General features: G+C 58.9%; 20 protein-coding genes. 2 read left to right on the top strand and 18 right to left on the bottom strand.

Going from position 1 to position 25,593, the window contains the following annotated elements; all coding sequences use genetic code 11:
- Nucleotides 1-124 precede the first annotated feature (124 nt).
- From mukB to cmoM, 4 genes are read right to left on the bottom strand one after another with little or no spacing between them, the layout of a single operon-like run.
- On the bottom strand, nucleotides 125-4,573 hold the full coding sequence (mukB, locus tag KHA73_RS08775) for a chromosome partition protein MukB (protein WP_234590347.1): 4,449 nt from the start codon (nucleotides 4,571-4,573) through the stop codon (nucleotides 125-127).
- Nucleotides 4,570-5,298 (bottom strand): chromosome partition protein MukE, encoded by a 729-nt coding sequence (gene mukE / locus KHA73_RS08770; protein WP_061798037.1) that lies wholly within the window; start codon nucleotides 5,296-5,298, stop codon nucleotides 4,570-4,572. The genes mukB and mukE overlap by 4 nt, the downstream gene beginning before the upstream one ends.
- A complete protein-coding gene (gene mukF / locus KHA73_RS08765) occupies nucleotides 5,279-6,601 on the bottom strand; it encodes a chromosome partition protein MukF (protein ID WP_061798038.1) in 1,323 nt (440 codons plus the stop codon). Before mukF ends, mukE begins: the two co-directional genes overlap by 20 nt.
- The gene (gene cmoM, locus KHA73_RS08760; RefSeq protein WP_234590345.1) at nucleotides 6,598-7,383 is read right to left on the bottom strand and encodes a tRNA uridine 5-oxyacetic acid(34) methyltransferase CmoM; all 786 of its coding nucleotides are present in this window, start codon (nucleotides 7,381-7,383) and stop codon (nucleotides 6,598-6,600) included. The genes mukF and cmoM overlap by 4 nt, the downstream gene beginning before the upstream one ends.
- Nucleotides 7,384-7,534: 151 nt before the next feature.
- Here cmoM and elyC point away from each other — a divergent pair, with 151 nt between their 5' ends.
- Nucleotides 7,535-8,302 (top strand): envelope biogenesis factor ElyC, encoded by a 768-nt coding sequence (elyC, locus tag KHA73_RS08755; RefSeq protein ID WP_234591221.1) that lies wholly within the window; start codon nucleotides 7,535-7,537, stop codon nucleotides 8,300-8,302.
- 4 nt (nucleotides 8,303-8,306) lie between these two features.
- On the opposite strand, the gene KHA73_RS08750 is transcribed toward elyC, so the two are convergent.
- The 6 genes from KHA73_RS08750 to cspE all read right to left on the bottom strand — a co-directional run bounded on the left by KHA73_RS08750 (nucleotide 8,307) and on the right by cspE (nucleotide 12,574).
- Nucleotides 8,307-9,203 carry a YcbJ family phosphotransferase gene (locus tag KHA73_RS08750; protein ID WP_234590343.1) on the bottom strand — a complete coding sequence of 299 codons (897 nt, stop codon included), beginning with the start codon at nucleotides 9,201-9,203 and terminating at the stop codon, nucleotides 8,307-8,309.
- A gap of 147 nt (nucleotides 9,204-9,350) precedes the next feature.
- Complete coding sequence (gene kdsB, locus KHA73_RS08745) at nucleotides 9,351-10,100, bottom strand: 3-deoxy-manno-octulosonate cytidylyltransferase (protein WP_234590342.1); 750 nt, start codon at nucleotides 10,098-10,100, stop codon at nucleotides 9,351-9,353.
- Entirely contained in the window at nucleotides 10,097-10,279 is a 183-nt protein-coding gene (locus KHA73_RS08740) for a Trm112 family protein (RefSeq protein WP_234590341.1), read from the bottom strand. The genes kdsB and KHA73_RS08740 overlap by 4 nt, the downstream gene beginning before the upstream one ends.
- 300 nt (nucleotides 10,280-10,579) lie before the next feature.
- Nucleotides 10,580-11,806 (bottom strand): winged helix-turn-helix domain-containing protein, encoded by a 1,227-nt coding sequence (locus KHA73_RS08735; protein ID WP_234590340.1) that lies wholly within the window; start codon nucleotides 11,804-11,806, stop codon nucleotides 10,580-10,582.
- Between the two features lie 115 nt (nucleotides 11,807-11,921).
- Nucleotides 11,922-12,143, bottom strand: a complete 222-nt coding sequence (locus KHA73_RS08730; protein WP_234590339.1) for a cold-shock protein — start codon at nucleotides 12,141-12,143, stop codon at nucleotides 11,922-11,924.
- A gap of 221 nt (nucleotides 12,144-12,364) precedes the next feature.
- Nucleotides 12,365-12,574: a transcription antiterminator/RNA stability regulator CspE gene (gene cspE, locus KHA73_RS08725; protein WP_004942663.1), complete on the bottom strand. Its 210-nt coding sequence runs from the start codon at nucleotides 12,572-12,574 to the stop codon at nucleotides 12,365-12,367.
- Between the two features lie 526 nt (nucleotides 12,575-13,100).
- Here cspE and hglS point away from each other — a divergent pair.
- Nucleotides 13,101-14,507, top strand: a complete 1,407-nt coding sequence (hglS, locus tag KHA73_RS08720) for a 2-oxoadipate dioxygenase/decarboxylase HglS (protein ID WP_234590338.1) — start codon at nucleotides 13,101-13,103, stop codon at nucleotides 14,505-14,507.
- Nucleotides 14,508-14,513: 6 nt separating this feature from the next.
- On the opposite strand, the gene lpxK is transcribed toward hglS, so the two are convergent.
- The 8 genes from lpxK to serC form a co-directional block, all read right to left on the bottom strand.
- Nucleotides 14,514-15,494 (bottom strand): tetraacyldisaccharide 4'-kinase, encoded by a 981-nt coding sequence (gene lpxK / locus KHA73_RS08715; protein ID WP_234590337.1) that lies wholly within the window; start codon nucleotides 15,492-15,494, stop codon nucleotides 14,514-14,516.
- Nucleotides 15,494-17,242 carry a lipid A ABC transporter ATP-binding protein/permease MsbA gene (gene msbA, locus KHA73_RS08710; RefSeq protein ID WP_234590336.1) on the bottom strand — a complete coding sequence of 583 codons (1,749 nt, stop codon included), beginning with the start codon at nucleotides 17,240-17,242 and terminating at the stop codon, nucleotides 15,494-15,496. The genes lpxK and msbA overlap by 1 nt, the downstream gene beginning before the upstream one ends.
- Before the next feature lie 35 nt (nucleotides 17,243-17,277).
- The gene (locus tag KHA73_RS08705) at nucleotides 17,278-19,554 is read right to left on the bottom strand and encodes a ComEC family protein (RefSeq protein WP_234591219.1); all 2,277 of its coding nucleotides are present in this window, start codon (nucleotides 19,552-19,554) and stop codon (nucleotides 17,278-17,280) included.
- A gap of 249 nt (nucleotides 19,555-19,803) precedes the next feature.
- A complete protein-coding gene (gene ihfB, locus KHA73_RS08700) occupies nucleotides 19,804-20,088 on the bottom strand; it encodes an integration host factor subunit beta (RefSeq protein WP_004942652.1) in 285 nt (94 codons plus the stop codon).
- A gap of 62 nt (nucleotides 20,089-20,150) precedes the next feature.
- Nucleotides 20,151-21,824 (bottom strand): 30S ribosomal protein S1, encoded by a 1,674-nt coding sequence (gene rpsA / locus KHA73_RS08695; RefSeq protein WP_061798056.1) that lies wholly within the window; start codon nucleotides 21,822-21,824, stop codon nucleotides 20,151-20,153.
- A gap of 183 nt (nucleotides 21,825-22,007) precedes the next feature.
- Nucleotides 22,008-22,697: a (d)CMP kinase gene (gene cmk, locus KHA73_RS08690; RefSeq protein WP_234590335.1), complete on the bottom strand. Its 690-nt coding sequence runs from the start codon at nucleotides 22,695-22,697 to the stop codon at nucleotides 22,008-22,010.
- Nucleotides 22,698-22,969: 272 nt separating this feature from the next.
- The gene (aroA, locus tag KHA73_RS08685; RefSeq protein WP_234590334.1) at nucleotides 22,970-24,256 is read right to left on the bottom strand and encodes a 3-phosphoshikimate 1-carboxyvinyltransferase; all 1,287 of its coding nucleotides are present in this window, start codon (nucleotides 24,254-24,256) and stop codon (nucleotides 22,970-22,972) included.
- 114 nt (nucleotides 24,257-24,370) lie between these two features.
- Nucleotides 24,371-25,456, bottom strand: coding sequence for a 3-phosphoserine/phosphohydroxythreonine transaminase (gene serC / locus KHA73_RS08680; RefSeq protein ID WP_234590333.1), 1,086 nt, complete (start codon nucleotides 25,454-25,456; stop codon nucleotides 24,371-24,373).
- Nucleotides 25,457-25,593 lie beyond the last annotated feature (137 nt).

Genomic DNA, 25,593 nt, shown 5'->3' with positions numbered 1-25,593 from the left:
ACTGTTTATTTCATTAAGCTACCCGGTTTTCGCCGGATAAAAAAGCAGGTCTTATCATCCACGCGCACAAAAAAATAGCCACCCCAGGGCGGCTATTTTCAGATTTTTAGCGCGTTTTTTTACGCTAAGGCGTCTCTACCGGCGTATTGCCCAGCGCCGGCGGCTCGCTGGCGAAACCGCGCAGCCCCACCACGTGCACGTGTTCATGATTCTGGAACACCTTGCGCACCAGCTTGTAAGTGGTACCTTTCTCTGGGCTGATGTTCTCCGGCGCCGCGATGATCAGCTGCATTTCCAGGCGATCGCACAGCTCGAACAGCGTGGCGATGGACTTGGCGTCCAGACGCGCCGCTTCGTCGAGGAACAGCAGGCGGCATGGGGAGATGTCCTTGCCGCGCAGGCGACGCGACTCTTCCTCCCAGCTCTGCACCACCATCACCAGGATAGACATCCCGGTACCGATGGCTTCCCCGGTCGACAAGGCGCCGCTCTCGGCGCGCAGCCAGCCGTCGGAACCGCGGAACACTTCCACCTCCAGCTCGAGGTAGTTACGGTAATCCAGCAGCTCTTCGCCGATGGTTTGCGGCGTGCGCTGCCCCATATCAATCTGCGGGTTCAGGCGCTGATACAGCTTGGCCAGCGCTTCAGAGAAGGTCAGGCGGTTGCTGTTGAACAGGTCCTGATGCTGCTCTTGCTGCTCGGAAAGCACGTCCAGCAAGGTGGCGTGCGCTTCACGCACGTTGACGTTCAGCCGCACGCTCTTCACCTGGCCGAAGGACACCGCCTGCAGGCCCTGGTTGAGCATGCGAATGCGGTTCTGTTCGCGCTGAATGGTCTTGCGGATGATGTTGGCCACGCTCTTGGAACTGATCGCCAGTTTTTGTTCGCGGGCGGTCAGCTCTTCGGTCAGGCGGCCCAGCTCGATTTCCATCTGTTCGATGGCTTCGACCGGATCGTCGGTGCGGATGATGTCCTGACGAATGCGCTCGCGCAGATGTTGGTATACCGCAATGTAGAACTGGATCTTGCGCTCCGGGCGTTTCGGATCTTCCGACAGGCGCAGCACGTCGCGCAGATGTTCGTTGTCCGCCACCGCCAGGCGCAGCGCGCCGAGCGCCTTATCCGACATCGAACGCAGTTCGTCGCCGTCCATATACGCCAGCTCACGGCGGTGCAGACGGCGTTCGACGCCATTGTCTTTCACCATGCGCATGACCGCGCACCAGCCCGCCTTGGCGGTAACCACCTGCTCGCGCAGCTGGTAGTAATCGCGTTCCAGCTTGCGCAGTTTCTTCTGCAGGCTGTCCATTTCCGCTTCGCAGAAGGTCAGCTGCTTTTCCAGTTGGTTACGGCGCGCACGGTTATTGCTCAGCGCCGCATGCAGTTCGTCGCGGCGCTGGCGCGCGCGCGCTTCGGCATTGGCGTCGGCCTGGACGCCGATATCCACCAGCTCCTGGCTCAGCTCCTTCAGCATGTCGCGCTTGGCGTCATACGAGCTTTTCAGCGAGGCCAGCACCTGGCTGTACTGGGTAAACTGCGTCTGGTACTGGCGCAGCTGTTCGCGGGCGCGGGTACGTTCCGCCTCCGCGTGCTCCAGGCGCTGACGCAGCTTATCGTTGAGATCGTTGTTGGCATTCTGCATGCCGGCGGAGTCGGTATAGCTGAAGTGCGCGCGGCGTTGCACGACTTCGGTCAGCGCGAACGCCTGCTGCTTGGCCTGACGCTGCTGGCTCTGCGCTTGCGCATAGTCCTGCTGCAGCTGTTCATGCTGCTGCGGATCGCTCTGCAACACCGACAGCAGCGGCTCCAGCTTGGCCAGGGAAACGCCGTGCTGCTGGATATGGCGTGCGGCGTCCTGCGCTTCTTCCAGCTCTTCACGGATTTCTTCCGCTCTGTCCTGCAGGGTTTCGTCATTCAGCAGCGACACCAGCGGCATCAGGCGGTTCAGCGCGGAAATGCCCTCCTTCGCCTGATCGTACTGTTGGCGCTGCTGCTGGTTTTGCGCTTCATGGTTGTTCAGTGCACGCTCAATCTCACCGCGGCGGCTGTTCAGGCCGCGAATTTCCGCTTCCGGATCGGCGTCGAACGCCACCGCCAGGTGGGTGCCGATAAAACGGCTGAAGGCCTGGTGCGAGCGCTGGGTCTTCTGGACGTCAAACGACAGCGTCGCGTAGCGTTCCGCCAGCGTTTCGCGTTCGGCGTGCAGCACTTCCAGGCGGTTTTCGCGCGCGGCGCGGCCGAACAGCGGCACTTCAGGATAACGCGAATAGCGCCACTGGCGGTCGGCGGTTTTCACCAACACCGCCCGTTCTTGTTCTTCAACGGCGAATACGCTGTCATCGAATGACTGCGGATCCCCTTCGATCAGGTAGAGATCTTCCGGGCAGTCTTCCAGCCCCTCCAGCATCTCGCGCACCAGCGACAGATCCGGCACCACGATGGCGTGGCGCGAAGGGCCGTACAGCGCCGAGAAGTAAGGCGCGTCGTCGATGGTGACATCGTCGTAAATTTCAGACAGCAATACGCCGCCAAAGCGTTCGGCCAACGTGACCAGGCGCTGATCTTCGGCACCGCCGGGCTGGCTGAGGCGTTCGATCTGCACTTCGACTTCACGCTTGCGCGCCGCCACTTCGTCGCGTTCGACGGTGGTTTCACGCTCGCGCTCCAGCAGCTGCTGCATGTACTCGGTGACCTGCTGGCTGCTTTCCAGCGGTTCGCCGCTCTGCTCGCTCAGTTGGCTGAGAGAATCCTGCGCCGCCAGCCACACCGGCGCACGCGCCGTCAGCTCGCGAATGCGCTGCTGCAGCTGTTCCAGCTCCTGGCGCATTTCCATGCGGCGCTCGCCGGCTTCGCTGACGCTCTGCGACAGCGATTCCAGACGCTCTTCCAGCTCCTGCTGCAGCGCATCGAGATCGTCCGGCTGATAGTCCTGGCCGTGGCGCTTGCAGAACTCCTGCAGCAGCCGTTCGGCGTCCTGCTGGGAGCGCAGGCGCTGTTCAAGCTCGCTCAGCCGCAGGCGCAGCGGCTGCACGCGTTCGGCAAGGTGCTGTTGTGAAGGCCAGTCGCGCAGCAATTCGCGCGCGCACTGCCAGGCCTCACTGCGGCTGACCTGGCCGGCGATTTTACCCACCAACTGGTAGGCCTGTTCGAACTGGCCGTGCGCGGCGTCGGCCACGCTCAGCTTCTGCTCCAGCATCAGCAGGGCTTCGGTCGCCTCCTGCTCACGCGCCTGGAAGCTGTCCAGCCAGTGCTCGGCATTGTCGGCGGTCAGATCCGGCAGCTGGCACAGCGCGCGGGCGCGCTCCAGCGCCTGCAGCGCCTGTTGGTACTGAATGGCGCGGGTCTGCTGCACGTCGAGCGCCTGCTGGTAATCGGCCAGCTGGCTTTTCAGCTCATCCACTTCCAGCTCGGCCGCTTCGGCGCGCGCTTCGTTCTCGGCCTGCTGCTCGCTGGCCTCGGCCACCACTTCGTTCTGCTCTTCCAGACGGTAAGTCAGCTCTTCCAGATCGCCCTCATAGCGTTCGATCTTTTCCTGCTGACGCATCGCCGTCTGCACCAGATTCAGGTGGTCGCTGGCGGCCTGGTAGTCGGTTTCCAGATCGGATTCGGCGCCGCTTTGCTCGGCCAGCTCGCGCGCCATTTCCACATGGCGGTACTGCTCGGCGGCCAGCTGCTTGCGGCTGCTCAGCAAATCGCTGCGCAACGCCAGCGCACCGTCCAGATGGATGCGGCGTTCGTTGGCATGGCGCATATAGTCCGCCGCCACATAGGAAGTGGCTTCGGAAATCAGGTGTTTAAACAGGTCGCGGTCCGACTGGGTGACGCGGATCGCCTCCAGCGTCATGCGGTTTTCGCGCAGCGCGGCTTCCATGTCCTGGAACGCCTTGCGCACGCCGCTGTTTTCCGGCAGCAGGTAATCGCGCAGCGAGCGGGTAATGGCGCTGGAGATACCGCCGTACAGCGAGGCTTCGATCAGGCGATAAAACTTGCTGCGATCGGCAGACGAGCGCAGGCGTTTCGGGATCACGCCCAGATCGAACATCAGGGAATGGTAATCGGTGATGGAGTTGAACTGCTTGAACTGCACCCCCTCCATCTCTTCCACGCGCTCTTTCAGTTCCGGCAGCGTCAGCACGCGCGCCTGGCGCTCGCCCACGGTCTGGGTCAGCAGCTCGGTCGGCTGTACCGCGGTCGGCAGGCCCTGGATGGTGAAAGGTTTGATATCGACCTTGCGATCGCGCCCGGCCACCTGCTGCAGACGCACGCCAACCACCACGCGCTGATGGCGCGAGTTGACCACGTCGAGCGTAGAATAGCAGACGCCGGCGCGCAGCTTGCCGTGCAGGCCCTTGTCGCGCGAGCCGCTGGTGGCGCCCGCCTCGGTGGTGTTACGGAAATGCAGCAACGTCAGATCGGGGATCAGTGCGGTGACGAAGGCCGCCATGGTGGTGGATTTCCCTGCCCCGTTGCCACCGGACAGCGTGGTCACCAACTCGTCCAGGTCAAAGGTGCGGGCGAAGAAGCCGTTCCAGTTAACCAGCGTCAGCGAGCGAAATTTACCGCGTTCAATCATTCCTGTTCATCCTCTGCACCGTCCGGAGCGTTATCAACCTGCTGGTCCTCAGCGTCATTCTCGTCGTTCAGCAACAGGCTGTTCTCAACCGGCATCGCCTCGCCGTCGCGGATCATGCGCAGCTGCGCTTCGCGCGGATCGTCGCCGCTGCGCACGTCGGCGCCAAAGCGGAACACCGCCTCGGTGATGCGGAACTTGCTGCTGTCGTTGCCCATGAAATAAACCATGCCCAGACGGCGCAGGCGGTTCAGCGAGGTGCGCACTTTTTCGTGCAGCTTCTGGCGATCGAGATCCGAGCCGGTAGAGCGCTGGTTAACGAACTTCAGCAATTTGCTCTCATCCGCCAGGCTCAGCAGCTCGTCGTACAGCTCCTGATGGCTGAATATCCCCTCGTGCGCCAGGCGCTCGGGGCTGAGATAGAGGTAACACAGGATCTTGCCGACCATCATGTCCAGTTCGGACAACACCGAACGCGGGATCAGGGTGGTCGAGCGCGGGCGCAGGTAGAAGAACCCTTCCGGCGCCCGGATCAGTTCGACGCTGTAGCGGTTATAGAACTCTTCCAGCTCATCCTGAAAATCCATTAAGAAAGCGTGGTTGTCCAGCTCATCGATACCGATGTGACGACCCGCGCGCAGTTGGCTGTCCAGCGCCGGGAACAGCGCATTGGACAGTGCCTTGGCCAGCTTGACTGGCATTACTTGTTCAATATTTGTCGATGACATGGGCCTGGACCTTGGCTCCGTAATCATTGATTGCCTGCCATTCGGCCGGCAACCCGGAGAAATCTGCTTCAGCCACACCGAGGCGCACCGCCTGGTCGACCACTAAACGCGCCACGTCGAAATGACGGGCACGCGGATATTGCGCCAGATAATCGCGCATCACCGCCCCAAGATTGAGCGGCATTTGTTGTTCCTGATAAACCTTGAGCGCCTGTTCGATCATCGCCGCCAGCTGTTCGCGGATTTCGCTGAACTCTTCGAACTCCAAATCCGCCGGCAGTTCCCCGGTGACTTCCTCGCTGCGCAGCGCCAGTTCTTCGTCACGCATATCCAGCAAGCGGTCGGCGTTGGCGTGGGTCAGCGTCCACGGGTTGTCGAAATAGTTTTGCACCGACTGGCGCAGGCGCTGGGCGAACACGCGGTTTTTATCCATATCGATGGCGGTACGGATAAACTTGTGCACGTGGCGATCGTAGCCGATCCACAGGTCGATCGCCTGTTGGCCCCAGCTGATGATGCGGTCCAGCTTGCTCTGCAGATCGAACACCAGCTTGTCGACGAAGCCCAGCTCCGCGCCGCCCAGCGTCGCGTCCTGGATGCGCAGCAGGTTGGCCTGCAGCTTGTCGCCCGCCGCTTCCAGCGTATCCTGGAGCTCGCGCAGGGTGCCGGAGGTTTCAGACAGCAACATCTCGCAGCTGGAGATCGCCGCGCGCCAATCCTGGTTCAGCAGCGCCGCGATGTCGTCCTTCACGCCCTGCTGCTGCTCGTCCATCACCCGCTGGGTCATGTCGATGCTGTCGAAGATCTCGGCTACCGAATATTTCAACGGCGCAAACACGTTGCGGTGCCAATGGAAATCATCGCCGCCCTCTTCGGCGGCGTCGGCGGCGCGCTTCAGCTCCTGCGCCACGATCGACAGCTGCATCGACAACCGCAGCGTGGAGAACTCGCGCTGGCGAATATAGTAGTCGGTAATGCCGATACCCAGCGGCGTCAGGCGGTAGATCGCGTTGCCGTCCGCCAGTTCGCTGGTAAAACGGTTTAACAGGCGCTGGCGCACCATGTCGTTGATCGCATTGTTGGCGCGAATGGCGACCGTTTCATGCGTCTGTTCGAAACCCTTGCTGACATGGCGAAATGCATCAACCAACTCACCTTCGCTCATCTCGCCGTCCAGCCGCTCACCGTTCAGGGTGGCGATGGCGAGCAGAAATGCGAGACGCTCCGTAGGGAGCGAAATAGAGAAATCATTTTTCCGTGCCCAGGCGACCAGTTCGGGTACTGTCTGGGAAAATTCACTCATAGTTCGTCCTTCAGGTTTGGTTTATGCGCCATGACGTGAATATAGCGCCCCAAACTCACGTACGGCTCCTGCCGGCAATAGTGCTGTTCAAGCGCCAATAACTCTTCAAATTTTTGTGTCTGTAGCTGCCTGCTCTGCAGATAATCGTGGAACACCCGCACGCCGGTTTTGCCGCCGATGCGCATGCCCATCTGTTCCAGCCAGCCATACACCTGCGGCGGGCTGTGCGGATACTGCGGCGAAAGCGAACGTTTTCTGCGCCTTCTGACTTGCGGATCCACCAACTGGAAATTACCCAACACCACGTTGCGCATCAAGAGGCCGTTGGCGTTAAAGAACATCAGCGACAGCGCGCCCCCCGGCAGCAGGCAGTCGAACAGCGCCTGCAGCGCCGCTTCGGGCTCGGCGATCCATTCAAGAACTGCATGGAACAATATCAGATCGACCGGCTGTTCCAAATGTTGACCGATATCCTGCGCCGAACTTTGTATGAATTGCATGTTCTGGCTCACACCTTTCTGCTCAGCCAGCTGCGCGGCGCGTTGGATCATCTCACCAGAAAGATCGCACAACAACACCTGATGTCCTAATTCTGCCAACTGGCAGGCCATGTGGCCTTCGCCGCCGCCGGCATCCAGGATGCGCAACGGCCGCTGCGGCAACTGCGCCAGCAGCGCGGTCAGATCCTGCCAGACCACGGCCTGGCGAATCTTCCCTTTGGTGGTGCCGTAAATATTACGCGCAAACTTTTCAGCAATATCGTCGAAATTGCGATCCTGCATGGACTACGGCTCCGCTGATCTTATCCTGCTGGGGGCAAAGCGCCAGCCCATTCAAACCTGCTATTTTGGCACAGACTGGCTTAGAATGTATCTTCTTGCGTCCTGTTTATGCCTGGATGCCGCTTTTTCACCCAAAAGGATCGGATTTTTGATGCTGTTCAACCTGAAAAAGTTCATTGGCGGCCTGCTGATGCCGCTGCCCGCTCTGCTGCTGCTGATGGGGCTGGCGCTGTTGCTGCTGTGGTTTACCCGCTGGCAAAAAAGCAGCAAAGCGATTTTAACGTTGAGCTGGCTGTTTCTACTGCTTTTCAGCCTGCAGCCGGTGGCCGATCGGCTGCTGCGCCCGATTGAAGCCGAATATCCAACCTACCGCGGCAACGATCCGGTGAGCTATATCGTGGTGCTGGGGGGCGGCTATACCTTTAACCCGGATTGGGCGCCGAGTTCGAACCTGTTAGGCAACAGCCTGCCGCGGGTAACGGAGGGGGTGAGGCTTTATCTCGCGCACCCGGGCGCCAAACTGGTATTTACCGGCGGCAAAGGCGCGCGCACCCTGAGCAGTGCGGAAACGGCGGCGCGGGTGGCGGAAAGCCTCGGCGTGCCGCGCAGCGACATCCTGCTGCTGGATCGGCCGCGCGATACCGAACAGGAAGCGGCTCAGGTGGCGCGCCTGGCCGGGCAACAGCCCTTTATTCTGGTGACCTCGGCCAACCACCTGCCGCGGGCGATGCGTTTCTTTGAGGCCAAAGGACTGCACCCCATCCCCGCGCCTGCCAACCAGTTGGCGATCGTCTCGCCGTTGAATATCTGGGATCGCGTCATGCCCTCCGCCATGTTCCTCGGCCACAGCGAACGCGCCTGGTATGAAACTCTCGGCAGCCTGTGGCAGCGCCTGAAGGGCGCGGACGGCGCCGACTAGCGGCTCAGCCGGCCAGCCAGGGCTGCAGCTGTTGCGCGGCGTAATCGAACGGCTGCCGCTCCAGCTTGCCGGTGTGGACCAACCGCCCCACCGCCTCCCACACCACGTAGAGCCAGCGCCGCGCCACAAAGGACTCCGCCACCGGCGCGCGCTGCAAATAATGAAACAGCAGCTGGCTCGGCATGCCCGCTTCGCACAGTCTGAACAGGTCGTACTCGCGCGGCGCCCACAGAATGGTGCCGGGGTTGAACATCGCCAGCAGCTGATCGCTCTTGGCATCTTTCAGCATGCTGCGCAGCGACAGGTTGCCGTGCACCAGCACGCAGGGATCGTCGAAACCGATGAAAAAGTGAGTCAGCGCCTCGCGGGTGCGGTACAGCAGGCGGCGATCCGCCATGGTCAACTGCGCGGAGTTGAGATTGACCACCGTTGACCACAGCACCTCGACCCGCTGTTGATACCAGCAGAACCAGTCGTTTTCCTGCGTGCTGTCGACGCTGCCGACGCAGCCATGGCTATCGATGCGGTGCCAGGCCAGCATTCCTTCGACAATCTGTTCCATCAGCATTTCCCAGCGATCCGGCGTGCGCGTCGGCGCCTCGGCCGGCACGCCGCGCAGGCGCTCAATCAGCAGGATTTCTTTATACGGCGCCTGGTGGGTGTAGACCACGCCGTACACCGTGGGCAGTCGCACATCCCCTTCGCGCGCCAGCATTGACAGCTTATAGGCCTCCTGCTGGGCGATACCCTGGCAGACAAAGCTTTTGGCCATCAGCGGAATGGCGTTGCCCCGCCGATCGTACAGCGAGTACATATGCGCATAAGGCTGCTGGCTGACTCGTTCCAACCGGCTGATCGACTCGCCCAGCACGATGCTCAGTTCGGCGCGTAACTGCTCCATAAGGCACTAACCTCAGGTTAAAGGGGACGCATAACATCATCGAACGGTGAGCGAAAAAATACTTCAACGCAGATCAACAAAACGGGGATAAGACAGGCGGGTGATGCTATCGCCGGCACGCTGCGTAACGCGCCGGCGTTCAAAGGCTCAGGGTTTGATGCTTTCGCGCACGCGTTGCAGATCTTCCGGCGTGTCGACACCCACGGTCGGGATCGCCTTGGCGACCGCTACGTGGATCTTCTCGCCGTACCACAGTACCCGCAGCTGTTCCAACAGCTCAATCTGCTCCAACCGGCTCGGCTCCCAGCTGACATAGCGGCGCACAAAACCGGCGCGATAGGCGTAAATGCCGATATGGCGCAGCAGGCTGTCGCCGATGGTCTGCTGCGATTTGGCGAAACGCTCGCGGTCCCACGGGATGGTGGCGCGCGAGAAATAGAGCGCGTAACCCTGCGCGTCCATCACCACTTTAACCGCATTCGGGTTAAAGGCTTCTTCGGCACTGACGATCGGCACCGCCAAAGTCGCCATGCCGGCCTGGCTGCCCGCCAGATTCTCTGCCACCTGCCGCACGATAACCGGCGGGATCATCGGTTCGTCGCCCTGCACATTGACGATGATTTGATCGTCGGCAAAGCCGTAATGTTCGATGACTTCCGCCAGGCGCTCGGTGCCGGAATGGTGATCCGGGCTGGTCATGCATACCTCGCCGCCGGCAGCCTCCACCGCTTTGGCGACGTCCGCATGGTCGGTCGCCACAATCACGCGGCTGGCACCGGATTCGCGCGCGCGCTCCATCACGTGCACCACCATCGGCTTGCCGTGAATATCGGCCAGCGGTTTACCCGGCAGACGGGTCGACGCGTAACGCGCAGGGATAATAGCGATGAAACTCATGCGTGTTTTTCATCCACTGACAGCGCGCGCGCTTCGTTTTCCAGCAACACGGGAATGCCGTCGCGCAGCGGATAGGCCAGGCCGTCCGCTTTGCATACCAGTTCCTGGTTTTCTTTATTGAAATAGAGTTTGCCGTTGCAGACCGGGCAGGCAACGATTTCGAGTAAACGGTGGTCCATGCTTCCTCCAGGGTGGAGATACATCATCGGGAAAGTGGTTGAGAATAACATAACGACGGGCCGCAGGTTAATCTCCGGCAGCGTTGGCCGCCGATATTTGCCCGCGGCGCCAACCGGCAGGCTTGAATCGGGGTGCGCTCAGGCGTACAATTTTGTGATACACATCACACAAAAGACTTCTGCACATGATCAAACGTCTGCACAAAATCATCGCCCTGTTCGCTAATTTCAGCAACTGAGGCCCAGACAATAACGAGCGGCGCTGCAATCCGTTTTACCCCCCACTGACAACGCCGTTCGTTACCCGAGTTCCCAGCCTTCGCCCCACTCGCCGGCCAACGCCGCCGGAACGTCGCCCAGCGTAACCCGCTGCGCGCCATGCCATTTTGCGCTGCGCGTAATCGCCTGCCGAATATCCTGCGCCCGCTGTTTGCCAAAGCGCACCCGCGCTTCAGGATGGAAACTGATCACTTCAAACACCCCTTGCCGACGATGCATTTTCGCGTCGATGCGCCCCACCAGCTCGCCGCGCTGCAGCACCGGCAGCGTAAAGTAACCATAGCGCCGCTTATCTTTTGGCGTGTAACATTCCAACCGGTAGTCAAAGTTGAACAATTCCAACGCCCGTCGGCGATCCCAGACCACCGGATCAAAAGGCGACAGCAGGCTGGTGACCGTGGATTTCAACTTGCCTTGTTCGGCCTGCTGCAGCGCTTCGTTCAGAGAATGATGAACATAGAATTGCGCATCCAACCCGGCCACCCGCACCGGCGTTACTTCCCCCTGCTGCTGCATTGACGCCAGCAGCGCCTTCGGCGCCACGCGCTTCAGCCGGTAATAATCCGCCAACCATTCGGCACGGAAAATGCCCAGATAGCGACAGGTACGACTCAGCATTTCCTGGCGGGCGTGGTCGGCGGCCAACGTATGGCGCCGATCGTCCCATTCCGGCAACAGCCGCTCGGTAAGATCGTAGACGCGATGGAAATTACGCCGTTCGGCCACCATCAGCTTGCCGGCGGTAAACAGGATTTCGAGATGGCGTTTTTCCGGCTTCCAATCCCACCAACCGCTACTGCCTTTTTTCTCCGCGCTGAAATCAGCCGAACGCACCGGCCCTTCAGTGGCGATATGCTGCAACAGGTCATCCATCGCCGCCTGATGCTCACGCACCCAATCTGCGGAATATTTCCACCCCATTCCCTGCGGATCCAGCATGCGGTGGCGCAGCAGGCCAAAATCTTCAATCGGCAAAAAGCAGGCTTCATGCGCCCAATATTCGAACAGCCGGCGGCCGGCCAGCGCCTGTTCCAGCCATTCCGGCTGATAATCGCCCAGGCGACTGAACAGCACCAGATAAGGGCTGCGGGCAACTACGCTGATGGTATCGATCTGCAACAGCCCCATACGCTGAATGGCCGTTACCACGTCGTCGGGTTTGGCTTGGCGTTTCATCGGGGAGAGCAGCCCCTGAGCGGCAAGATGCAGCGCGCGGGCGCAAGCGAGGGAAATAACCGGGGTATTCATCCTGACATCCAGAGTAATTAAACAATCGCTTGATAATAGTGGATATCGAAAGATTTATCTTCGCCAGTGCCTGGGGGTGGCGACACCTGCACTGACGAGGATGGGGGGGGGACGGTCAGAACGCGATGACGTCTGCCGCAGACAGCCCGTGAGAGCTGCGATAGATCGAGAACTCGACGTCCTGACCTTCGTTTAACGATTTATTTTTGGTATTGGCGATAGCGCGGCGGCTTACATAGATTTCGTCGCTACCATCTACCGGTGAAATAAAACCATAGCCTTCGGCCTGATTAAACCATTTCACGCGGCCCATTTTTAACACAGTATTTTTAAACATAACTTATATCCTTTTACTTGAGCATCCGTAACAACGTCATTGTTATTATTGTTTGGACGCTACCAGCCCATCCTAAAGTTTTTCGTAACAAACCTCTCGTGAGCAAAAAATAAAAAAACCCGCACTATGGCGGGCTTGTTGAACTTAATATCTTCCGCAATGAATCGGCGCGGCGCCTCTTCATGGTTGTATTAAGATCTCTATACGCGTTCCCTGTTTACTTACAGAGCAACTACGTTGGCGGCAGCCGGCCCGCGCGGGCTGTCCTGGATGCTGTACTCAACACGCTGGCCTTCAGCCAGGGTTTTGAAACCGTCGGTGGCGATTGCGGAGAAGTGTACGAATACATCTTTGCCGCCGTCGTTCTGCTCAATGAAACCAAAACCTTTGCTTTCGTTGAACCACTTCACCTGACCCGTTTTCTTAGACATTACTTTTACCTTTTAAATATATTACAAAACCTGCCATAAGAGGCAATCGTGGCCGTTTTCAGAAACATTACTTATGGGAGGTACTTAGAAGGTTCGTCTTTGAAGCGGAATCAAATGATAACGTTTTTGGAGGAACTGCTTAACTCTAAACTCGAACATAAATAGGTCTGTATCACAGGCCGTTATTCATTTACTCATAAATCTGGTGAATGCACAAGCGGTTTATTGCGTTAATTTTACCATTCGGTCTGTTTTGTTTTTATGTCTATGATTGCGAATGAATTAATTTTCAAAAAAACCTGCAGGCACGGCGATTTTTGCCCTGCGGAGCGGCAAATTATTGGCAATAAACCGGCAGCAAATGAGAGCTAACGCATAAAAATCTAATATGCTTGCCCAGCCTATAACAAATCCAAGGCGAGATGGCTAAACTTGAGGTGAAAACAAGGCGGACGGCCTGTCGGCCAGCACTTTTACCGCCAAAATAACTATTTTTCAGATTATGCTGAATCAAGGAGCTATGCGCATGACCGCCCAGCAGTTCGTCTCACCGAATGAAATCCGCGCCAGATTCTCCCACGCCATGTCAGATATGTACCAGAAAGAGGTGCCTCTGTACGGCGATCTGCTGGAGCTGGTCGCGGAAACCAACCGACAGGTCCTGCGTGAAGACGCCGCATTGGCTCATCAGCTGCAAATTACCGGCGAAATTGCGCGGCTGGCCATGGAGCGCCACGGCGCTATCCGGGTCGGCACCGCGGCCGAACTGGCCACCCTTCGGCGCTTGTTCAGCGTGATGGGCATGCAACCGGTCGGTTATTACGATCTGGCCGTGGCGGGCGTACCGGTTCACTCCACCGCCTTTCGCGCCGTGCACGAAGACGCGCTGCAGGCCAGCCCGTTCCGCGTATTTACCTCTCTGCTACGCCTGGAGCTGATTGAGAACGCCGAACTGCGAGAGCTGGCGCAGCGCCTGCTGGCCCGCCGCCGCATCTTCACCGAGCGCGCGTTGGAACTGATCGTACTGCACGAAGCGCAAGGCGGACTGGACGACGCGCAGGCGCAAGAGTTCGTGGAGCAGGCGCTGGAAACTTTCCGTTGGCACAGCAAGGCGACGGTCAGCGCCGCCGAATACCAGCAACTGCACGATCAGCATCGGTTAATCGCCGACGTGGTGGCGTTCAAAGGGCCGCACATAAACCACCTGACGCCGCGCACGCTGGATATTGACCGTGTTCAGCAGGCGATGCCCGGCCACGGCATCACGCCGAAAGCGGTTATCGAAGGCCCGCCGCCGCGCCGCCGCCCTATTCTGCTGCGCCAGACCAGTTTCAAAGCGCTGGAAGAAAGCGTCGACTTCGTTGAACATGACGGCAGCGCTACCGCCGGCCATCATACCGCCCGCTTCGGCGAAATCGAACAGCGCGGTGTGGCCTTGACGCCCAAAGGGCGCGCGCTCTATGACCGCCTGCTGCAGGCGACCAATGACGCGCTGCAGGCGCCGCCGAGCGAAAAGAACGCCGAACGCTACAATCAGCTGTTGGCCGAAAACTTCCAGGCATTTCCGGATGACTACGCCACCCTGCGTGAACAGCAGCTCGCCTGGTTCCGCTATTTCCCCACCGAGTGCGGGCTGGCGGCCAAAGAATCGTTGGACAAGCACAGTTCGCTGGAACAGCTGATCGAGAAGGAATATATCCGCTTCCAGCCGCTGGTATACGAAGATTTTCTGCCGGTCAGCGCGGCGGGCATTTTCCAGTCCAATCTGGGGGACAGCAGCCATGCACAGTACAATGCAGCCTCAAGCCGGGCCGCTTTTGAACAGGCCCTGGGGGCGGAAGTGATCGATGAGCTGGGGTTATATCGGCAAACACAGCAACGTTCGCTGGCGGCCTGCGCGCAAGCCCTGGGGCTTAGCGCGCTGGAGGGGTAGGTTCAGTTATTGAGCCAGCAACTTTTCAATGCCTTGCAGCAGTTGTTCAGCCTGGCCGGGTGGCAATACCGCATCAACCGGCAGATACCACCAGTTGGGCTGAGCAAAAGCGCGGCATTTCACCGCGTCCTTCTCCGTCATCAGCAGCGTTTGCCCGGCGGGCGTCAGTGCAGCCAGCTGCGAAAGCTGATACTCCTGGTGATCGGCAAACGCCACTTCCTGCTCGACGTCGACCCCCAGTTTTTCCAGCGTAGCGAAAAAACGCGGCGGGTGGCCGATTCCCGCCATCGCCACCACCTGGGTTAATTCGGCCGCCGGGCGACGCTCACCGCTGAGCAGATTGACCGCCTCCCGCGCCTGCAGGCGCATGGCAATTTCCCCCGCCTGCGCCACGCCGCCGTTGGCAACGCGCGCATCAACGCTGTTGAGACGCGCAGCACGTTCACGCATCGGCCCGGCCGGCAGCCACCAGCCATTGCCGAAGCGGCGTACACCGTCGATCACCACCAGCTCGAAGTCACGCTGCAGCGCATAATGCTGCAACCCATCGTCGGTGATCACCAGATCCAGACGCTGCTGTTGCAGCAACGCCTGCACCGCTTCGGATCTGTTCGGCGAAATAGCCACCGGCGCCCCGGTACGCTGATAAATCAGCACCGGTTCATCGCCCGCTTCGCGGGTGGTGGTATTTGGGCCAAGCACCAGCGGGTAAACCGTAGATTTACCGCCGTATCCGCGCGACACCACGCCAACCCGGTAGCCACGCTGCTGCAGTTGCTCCACCAGCCAGATCACCATCGGTGTCTTGCCGTTGCCGCCGGCGGTGAGGTTGCCCACCACCACTACCGGCACCGGCGCACGCCAGCTTTTACGCAGGCCGCAGCGATAGCTGAGGCGGATCAGCGCGCTGACCAGCCCATAAAGCCAGGACAGCGGCAGCAGCGCCAAATAAAGCAGCGAGCTGCCGGACCAGATGCGCTCAATCATTACTGACCAAACTGCAGGCGGTGCAGCTGAGCATAGGCACCTTTCTGCTCGAGTAATTCATTATGCTCACCGCGTTCGACGATGCGGCCGTCTTCCACCACCAGTATTTCATCCGCCTTCTCGATGGTCGACAAGCGGTGCGCGATCACCAGCGAGGTGCGGTTTTTCTGCAGTTCGTCCAGCGCCGCCTGGATGGCGCGTTCAGACTCGGTATCCAGTGCCGAGGTGGCCTCATCCAGGATCAGGATCGGGCAGTCGCGCAGCAGGGCGCGAGCAATGGCGATACGCTGGCGCTGGCCGCCGGACAGCATCACGCCGTTCTCGCCGATCACCGTGTCCAGGCCATTCTCCATCTTATCGATAAAGTCCATCGCGTAGGCCATGCGCGCCGCTTTCTCAATCTCTTCGCGACTATAACGCTCCTCGCGGGCGTAGGCGATATTGTTGGCTATGCTGTCGTTGAACAGGTGAACGTTCTGCGATACCAGCGCCACCTGATCGCGCAGCGACGCCAGCGTGTATTCACGCAGATCGTGGCCATCCATCAGGATCTCGCCTTCCTGAATGTCATAGAAGCGGGTCAGCAGGTTGGCGATGGTCGACTTGCCAGACCCTGAACGCCCTACCAGCGCAACCGTTTTGCCTTCCGAAATGCTCAGGTTGATATCGCGCAGCGCCGGCGTCTCTTTACCCGGGTAGTAGAACGTCACGTTGCGGAATTCGATATCGCCCTTGGCGCGGGCCACTTCACGGGTACCGGTGTCTTTCTCCTGCTCCATATCCAGAATGGAGAACAGCGTCTGGCAGGCCGCCATGCCGCGCTGGAATTGGGCGTTGACGTTAGTCAGCGATTTCAGCGGGCGCATCAAGGCGATCATGGATGAGAACACCACGGTAATGGTACCGGCGGTTAGGGTTTCCATCACGCTCGGGAAGCTGGCGGCAAACAGCACGAACGCCAGCGCCAACGAAGCGATCAGCTGAATGATCGGATCGGAAATGGAAGATGCGGAGACCAGCTTCATGCCCTGTTGACGCATGCGGTTGCTGACCGAATTAAAGCGCTCGGTTTCTACCTGTTGGCCGCCGAAGATAAGCACTTCTTTATGCCCTTTCAGCATCTGCTCGGCGCTGGTGGTCACCTGCCCCATGGTGTTTTGCATGTTTTTGCTGATATTACGGAAGCGCTTGGAAACCATGCGAATGGCGAGGGACACGATCGGCGCCAGCACGATCAAAATCACCGACAGCTGCCAGCTGTAATAAAACATCATGATGAACAGGCCGATGATCGACGCCCCTTCACGCACCACGGTCACCAGCGCGCTGGAAGAAGACGAGGCGACCTGCTCGGAATCATAGGTAATGCGCGACAACAGCGTGCCGGTGGACTGCTGGTCAAAGAAGGAAACCGGCATTCTCATCATATGGCCGAACAAACGGCGGCGCATTTGCATCACCACCATGCCGGAAACCCAGGAAATGCAGTAGCTTGACACAAAGCTGGTGACGCCGCGCATCAGCATCAGGCCGATAACCACCAGCGGCATCCAGATCAGCACGGTGCTGTCGGTTTTACCAAACCCATCGTCCAATAGCGGTTTAAGCAGAGACAGCATCAGCGTGTCCCCAGCTGCGTTCAAAATCAACGCAATGGCGGCCACAATCAGCCCGGTCTTAAAAGGAGCGATCATCGGCCAGAGTCGACGGAACGTCTGCAAGGTCGAGAGATCTTTATCATTCATCATGCAAATACCAGCATCGGAAGAAATAGCGGCCTATTTTACTCATTATCACCCTCTACGCCAAACCGCTGATGGTACCAACGGGGCATTAATTGTTCACGAAAGCCTTTAATTTGCCAATTGTTGTCGAAAAAAAGCACGGATAACTGACCCGAGCGCGAAGTATCGCGCCATACGATGTCATTTGCCAGGTATCTGGCGACAACCTTGGCCGAGGGTAATCGCCATTTGTTGTAACGGGATGTTGAAGCCAACGCTGCTTCCGGCGACGTCGCGCGCAAAAAAGGTGGCGTCGATGAGGTCTTGCTGCCGTGATGCGGCACCTGCAATAAGGTAACCGCCAGCCGATCGCGCTGCAGCCTGAGCAGTTGCGCCTCCGCTTTCTTTTCCACATCGCCGGTCAGCAGCAGGCTGTAACGGCCATCGTCAACGCGGATCACGCAAGAATCGTCATTAACCGGTCTTTTAAGCGCCTTTGGCGGCCACAGCACCTGAAATTGCAACGACTGCCATTGCCAGCGCTCACCGGCCACGCAGGGCAAATGACCGCGGTTAAGGATCGGGCTGCGTACGCTGGCCTGCGGAAAGGCCCGCCGTATCTCCGGCAAACCGCCGGTGTGGTCCAGATGGTCATGGCTGATGATGATCTGTTCCAGTTCGATACCGCGCCAGTTCAACATCGGCAGGATATGACGCTGGGCGGCGCTGCCCGTCGCCCAGCGATCGCCAGTGTCGAACAGTATGCCTTTGCCGTTTCTTTCAATCACCACCGCCAGGCCATGGCCCACGTCCAGCATGTCGACTCGCCAACGGTAGGCGGGATCTTTTTCCCGCCACAGCACGCAGCATACCGCTACCGTGGCCCATCCCGGCGCATAACGTAACCACCAGTGAAAACGCCAACAGACAACCAGCAGCCAGCCGGCCGCGCTCACCAATAAAGAAGCAGCGCCCAAATCGATCCAGCCGCGCTGCAAATACTGCAGCGGGGTAAAGACCCACAACAGCGTCAAGTCGGCCAGCCACCATAGCCCGCTGCTCAAGGCTGGCACGGCGCCGCAAATCACCGCCAGCAAAATCAACGGCACCGTCACCAACGAAACCACCGGCACCGCCCATAAGTTGGCCGGCATCGAGGTCAGCGTCAGGCCAAGAAACAACGCCGCCTGCATCGGCACCAGCAGCAGCGTGATGCCAAACTGAAGATGCAGCCAGCGCACCGGCGCCCAGAACCAGCCCGTGCGAAAACGGTGGCTCAGCGGTACCCATTCGAACCAGAAAATGAGGCAGCCGACCGCCAACACCGATAACCAGAAACTGTCGGATAATACCCCCAGCGGATCGCAAACAAGAATAGCGCCGACACACCACAGCCATACCTGCCAGGAACTGCAGTGGATCCCGCGCAGGCGCAGCAACGTCCACAGCGTCAGCGCCAGAGCGGTGCGTACCGCCGGCGGCTGAGCACCGGCCAACCACACATAGACCAGGGTGCCCAACCAGCCGGCTATCAATGGAAAGCGGTAGCCTATCAGGTGCGCAGGCAAAAGCAGTTGCACTGCCCGCAGCGCCGCCCAGATCAAAATGGCCGCCATCGCCACATGCAGGCCGGATATGGCCATCAGGTGAGCGATGCCGGTTTTCAGCATCAGGGTGCGCAACGCCGGATCCAGCGACGTTCTCTCGCCAAACGCCAACGCCAGCAGCACCGATTTATAATGCATGTCGCCAATGTTACCCTCGGCGTGGCTGATAATACGTTGGCGCCAGCTGCAGCGGCCGTCCAGCAACGCCGCGCGCTTTACCTGCGCGGTCAACGGCTGGCGCTGCGCCATCGCCCAGCGTTGGCTGTCGAATCCACCTTCGTTCAGTTTGCCGTGCACCGGCCTCAACCGCAGCCGAAGCTGCCAGCGCTGCCCTGCGCACAAGCCTGGCGACGCCGGTTGCCAAAGGGTGCTGAAGGTGATTGCCGGCGTCAGCCAGCGGCCGTTAACCCGTTCGATGCGCATCAGCGTTTGTTTGCTGGCTGCGGGCGTCAACCTCACGCTGACAACCTGCACCACCGCCGTCACCTCTGGCCCGCGGCTCAGCCTCTCTACCTGCCCCACCAGACCGCCGGCGTTGAAAACCGCCCACAGAAAACCCAGAGCGCCCCATCCGATAAATTGCCAGGCTGCCCGGCGAGAACGCAACAGCAGGCTGGCGGGCAATACCATCAGCAGTGCGGTTAACCCATCGGGCAACTGCGGTAACACCAGCAGGGGTAAAATTCCGCACACAACGGCGATAACCGCCAGATCCAGCGAGGTTTTGATCGGCCCTCTCCATGCATTGCAATCGGTAAAGAGGATTGTTCATTCGTATGAAGGCAGCCGCCAGCACCTTTGTGCCTCAATGCGGCGAATGTTGCAGGTTAACTCTTCGGTTTTCACGCAGGCGTGCTGAACTGCGGCGCGGCGCGCAAAAGGGGGCGTGAGGCAGGCTAAACGACAGGCAAAAAAAACGGCGCCCCAAGGCACCGTTTTATATTCTTTACAAGCAACAACTCTATGGGCAGTCAGTGACTAGCCGTAGATATTGGCGCGGTCACGCAACTCTTTGCCTGGCTTGAAGTGAGGAACGTACTTGCCGTCCAGCTCAACTTTGTCGCCGGTTTTCGGGTTGCGACCCACACGCGGAGCACGGTAGTGAAGAGAAAAACTGCCGAATCCGCGGATCTCGATGCGTTCGCCATCGGCCAATGTTGCGGCCATATGTTCGAGCATCTCTTTCACTGCATCCTCAACGGCCTTCGCCGGTACATGAGATTGCTGGCCAGCAAGTCTTTCAATAAGTTCAGACTTGGTCATAGATCCTCCAAGCTTTGCAGCTAAACTACCGTATCGGGGCGGCCAGAGACCGCCCCCCGTCATTACTCGCCTTTAGCCGCTTTGAAAGCTTCAGCCATTGCGTTAGAGAAGTTGCCTTCTTCCTGTTTGTTGTTAACAGTAGCGATGGCGTCTTTCTCGTCAGCTTCGTCCTTAGCACGTACGGACAGGCTTACAACGCGGTTCTTACGGTCAACGCCGGTGAATTTGGCTTCAACTTCGTCACCTACGTTCAGAACCAGGGTTGCATCTTCAATGCGGTCGCGAGAGGCTTCAGATGCACGCAGGTAACCTTCTACGCCGCCTGCTAATTCAACTGTAGCACCTTTGGCGTCAACTGCAGTGACTTTACCAGTAACAATAGTACCTTTCTTGTTCATAGACAGGTAGTTATTGAACGGGTCTTCAGCCAGCTGCTTCACGCCCAGGGAGATACGCTCGCGCTCTGCGTCAACCTGCAGAACAACCGCTGCGATTTCGTCGCCTTTCTTGTATTCACGCACTGCTTCTTCGCCTGCAACGTTCCAGGAGATGTCAGACAGGTGAACCAGGCCGTCGATGCCGCCGTCCAGGCCGATGAAGATACCGAAGTCAGTGATAGACTTGATTTTACCTTCAACGCGGTCGCCCTTGTTGTGGGTTTCTGCGAATTGCTGCCATGGGTTGTTTTTGCACTGCTTCAGGCCCAGGGAGATACGACGACGTTCTTCATCGATGTCCAGAACCATAACTTCCACTACGTCGCCCACGTTAACAACTTTGGACGGATGGATGTTTTTGTTGGTCCAATCCATTTCAGAAACGTGTACCAGACCTTCAACGCCTTCTTCGATTTCTACGAAGCAGCCGTAATCAGTCAGGTTGGTCACGCGGCCAGTCAGCTTGGTGCCTTCTGGGTAACGTTTCGCGATAGCGACCCATGGATCTTCGCCCAGCTGTTTCAGGCCCAGGGAAACACGGGTACGCTCGCGGTCGAACTTCAGCACTTTAACAGTGATTTCATCGCCAACGTTGACGATTTCGCTTGGGTGCTTAACGCGTTTCCAAGCCATGTCAGTGATGTGCAGCAGGCCGTCTACGCCGCCCAGATCAACGAATGCACCGTAGTCAGTAAGGTTCTTAACGATACCTTTAACTTCCATGCCTTCCTGCAGGTTTTCCAGCAGTTGATCGCGTTCTGCGCTGTTTTCGGATTCGATAACCGCACGGCGAGAAACAACAACGTTGTTGCGTTTCTGGTCCAGCTTGATGACTTTGAACTCAAGCTCTTTGCCTTCCAGGTGCAGAGTGTCACGTACCGGACGCACGTCAACCAGGGAACCTGGCAGGAACGCGCGGATGCCGTTCAGCTCGACGGTGAAGCCACCCTTCACTTTGCCGTTGATAACACCGGTTACAGTCTCAGCGTCTTCGTAGGCTTTTTCCAGCGTGATCCAAGCTTCGTGACGCTTAGCTTTCTCACGGGACAGCAGAGTTTCACCGAAGCCGTCTTCAACAGCATCCAGAGCAACGTCAACTTCGTCGCCAACCTGGATTTCCAGCTCGCCCTGTGCGTTTTTGAATTGCTCAGCCGGGATGGCAGACTCGGACTTCAGACCGGCGTCAACCAGTACGATGTCTTTGTCGATGGCAACTACTACGCCGCGAACGATGGAACCCGGGCGGGTTTCGATTTCTTTTAAGGATTCTTCAAAGAGTTGAGCGAAAGATTCAGTCATGTTGTTAATCTTCAGGGTTCTTTAGTTTAACGTCCATTTAGCGTCCCGCCGAATGGGGTTGTTTCACATACCCCGCCATTGGCTCCATGCCGACAGGGTTTAGGTTACAGGGGTAAAATTTTACCCGATATAGTGCGATACTTCTATGACAAATATGACAAAAAGCCAGTAACGCCGCCGCGCTTATTGCTGCGGCAACGCCAAAACTTTCTGTGCATACGTCAGCGCTTGCCGGATGACTTCCTCGATCGACATGCGGGTTGAATCCAGCACGAGGGCGTCGGAAGCGGGCACCAGAGGCGCGATAGCCCGATTACGGTCACGGTCATCCCGTTCCTTTATCTCGGCTAAAAGACGTTCAAAGTTAACATTAAAGCCCTTTTCCTGCAACTGTAGCATGCGGCGGTGCGCGCGCTCCTCCGAGCTGGCGTCGAGGAAAATCTTAACCGGCGCGTCCGGGAACACCACGGTGCCCATATCGCGGCCGTCGGCAATCAGACCCGGCGCTTCGCGAAACGCGCGCTGGCGGCGCAACAGCGCCTCGCGCACCCGCGGGAACGCAGCCGCCTGCGAAGCGGTGTTGCCGACGGTTTCGGTGCGGATCTCGTTGCTGACGTCCTCACCTTCCAAAATCACCTGCAGCTTGCCATCCTGGGCAAGAAAGCGAACATCGAGATGTGCGGCCAGCGGAACCAGCGCTTCCTCAGAAGTGATATCCACCTGATGATGCAACGCCGCCAGCGCCAGCACGCGATAAATCGCGCCGGAATCCAGCAAACGCCAACCAAGGGATTCGGCCAGGGCTTTACACAAGGTGCCCTTGCCTGCGCCGCTTGGTCCATCAACGGTTATCACCGGGGCTGTAGCCGTCATTTCTCTCTCCTTCAGGTAAAAAACCTCACAGGGGCACAGCCGGCCCCCAGAAAACCATGAAGGTCTGACGGCCCGCGCCCTGCCGACTGCCCAATAGGGGGCAGACACGGGGGCGTATTATACGCTGCCGTGTGGCGAACTGTTACCCTGGAACTGTCTGGTTGTTGAAAATAAGCGCACAACCGAGAAAAAAGTATAGAAGAAACAGCGGACGCCGGGCGGTAAAAACGATAAAGGCCCGCAAACGGGCCTTAAAAGAAACGATCTGACCGTTACGCCGGCTGGCTGATGCGCGCCAGCTGTTCGAAATAGTCCGGGAAGGTCTTCGCGGTGCATTTCGGATCAAGAATGGTGACCGGCGTATCCGACAGCGCCACCAGCGAGAAACACATCGCCATGCGGTGATCGTTGTAGGTACCGATCTCGGCGAACTGCAGCCTGGCCGGCGGCACAACGTGGATGTAGTCCTCGCCTTCGTCAACCTCGGCGCCCACTTTGCGCAGTTCGGTAGCCATCGCCGCCAGGCGGTCGGTTTCCTTCACCCGCCAGTTGTAAATATTGCGGATGGTGGTTGGCCCTTGGGCAAACAGCGCGGTGGTGGCGATAGTCATCGCTGCGTCCGGGATATGGTTCATGTCCATGTCGATGCCGCGCAGCTCGCCGCGGCTGCACTCGATAAAATCATCGCCCCAGGTGATGCGCGCGCCCATTTTCTCAAGCACGTCGGCGAATTTGGTGTCGCCCTGCACGCTCTTGCGGCCGATACCGGTCACGCGCACGGTGCCGCCTTTAATCGCCGCCGCCGCCAGGAAGTAGGAGGCGGAAGAAGCGTCGCCCTCAACCAAGTAGTCGCCCGGTGCGATATACGTCTGGCGCCCCTGAATGTGGAAGACCCGGTAATTGTCATGGCTGACGTCCACGCCGAAGGTGCGCATCAGATGCAACGTGATGTCGATATACGGCTTGGACACCAGCTCGCCTTTGATATGGATCTGCGTATCCTGCGGCGCCAGCGGCGCGGCCATCAACAACGCAGTCAGGAATTGGCTGGAAACGCTGCCGTCGACGGTGACCTCGCCGCCCTGGAAGCCGCCGCGCAGGCGAATCGGCGGATAATCGGTCTGTTCCAGGTAATCAATCTGCGCGCCGCCCTGGCGCAGTGCGTCCACCAGATGGCCGATCGGGCGCTCTTTCATGCGCGGTTCGCCGGTCAGCACCACGTCGCCGCTGCCCAGGCACAGCGCCGCCGCCAATGGGCGCATCGCGGTGCCGGCGTTGCCGAGGAACAGTTCCAGCGGCTGGCTGGCCACCAACGGCCCGGCGACGCCGGTCACTTCGCACACGGTGCGGTCGGCGGAAAGCTGATAGCTCACGCCCAGCGCCTGCAGCGCATTCAGCATATGGCGCACGTCGTCGCTGTCCAGCAGGTTGGTCAGCCGGGTCGTTCCCTCCGCCAGCGCAGCCAGCAGCAGAGCACGGTTGGAAACGCTCTTGGAGCCGGGTAAGTTGACGGTGCCATTGACCAGGGCAACCGGTTGTAACGTCAGGGAATCCACCATGTGAACAAAACTCTCCAAATTCTGATAAACGAAACGGCTCCGGGAATAATGCCGGAGCCGCTTAATGCAAAAGGACAACAGCTATCGCGGCCCGCCTAACGCGGACAGCCTGGCTTAACCGTGACGACGTTCGAAGTCGATCATAAAGTCGGTCAACGCCTGCACGCCGGCCAGCGGCATCGCATTGTAAATAGAAGCGCGCATGCCGCCAACTACCCGGTGGCCTTTCAGCGCCTGCAGGCCGATGGCCTCCGCTTCGCTGAGGAAGACGTTATCCAGCGCAGCATCGGCCAACTGGAACGGCACGTTCATCCAGGAACGGTTGCCGATCGCCACCTGGCTGCAGTAGAAATCGGAATTGTCGATGGTCGCGTACAGCAGCTCGGCCTTGGCCTGATTGCGCTTTTGCATCTCCAACAGGCCGCCCTGCTCTTTCAGCCATTTGAACACCAGGCCGGACAGATACCAGGCGAAGGTCGGCGGGGTGTTGAACATCGACTCGTTCTCGGCCAGCACGGTGTAATCGAGAATAGACGGCACCTCACGGCGCGCCTTGCCCAACAGATCGTCACGCACGATCACCAGCGTCAGGCCGGCCGGGCCGATATTTTTCTGCGCCCCGGCGTAAATCACGCCGAAACGGCTCACGTCCAGCGGGCGGGACAGAATGGTCGAGGAGTAATCGCCAATCACCACTTTGTCGCCGAAGTCCGGCGTTTCATCGATGGCCACGCCGTCGATGGTTTCATTCGGGCAATAATGCACGTAGGCGGCGTCTTTGCTGAGCTGCCACTCTTTCATCGGCTTGATGCCGCTCAGGCCGTCGATGCGGGTTTTCACGTCGATAACGTTCGGCGCGCAGTATTTTTCCGCTTCCTTGATGGCGCTGTGCGCCCAGTAACCGCCGTCGATATAGTCGGCGGTGGCCTTGTCGCCCAGCAGGTTCAGCGGCAACGCGGCGAACTGCGCGCGGGCGCCGCCGTGGCAGAACAGCACTTTGTAGTTGGCGGGGATTTTCAACAGGTCGCGCAGATCCTGTTCGGACTGCTGGGCAACGGCGATAAATTCTTTACTGCGGTGGCTGATTTCCATCACTGAAGTCCCCAGGCCGTGCCAGTTGCACAGTTCCTGTTCCGCACGACGCAACACTTCAACCGGCAGCATTGCCGGGCCAGAGCTAAAATTATAAACCTGAGTCATTTCCCCTCACCACATTCACTATTCGCCGCGCCAAAAGCGGCCTGCCGAAATACGCCCGAAGTTAACTCTCATGTTAACCAACCCATCGGTTTTATCACTCACGTAACGCCGCTGCAATGCTTATTCGCCCGCAGGCG

Origin of the sequence: Serratia entomophila (genome assembly GCF_021462285.1) — a bacterium.
Classification (GTDB): domain Bacteria; phylum Pseudomonadota; class Gammaproteobacteria; order Enterobacterales; family Enterobacteriaceae; genus Serratia; species Serratia entomophila.
Note: the sequence above shows the minus strand (reverse complement) of the source record. Positions and strands in the feature narration are given on the sequence as shown.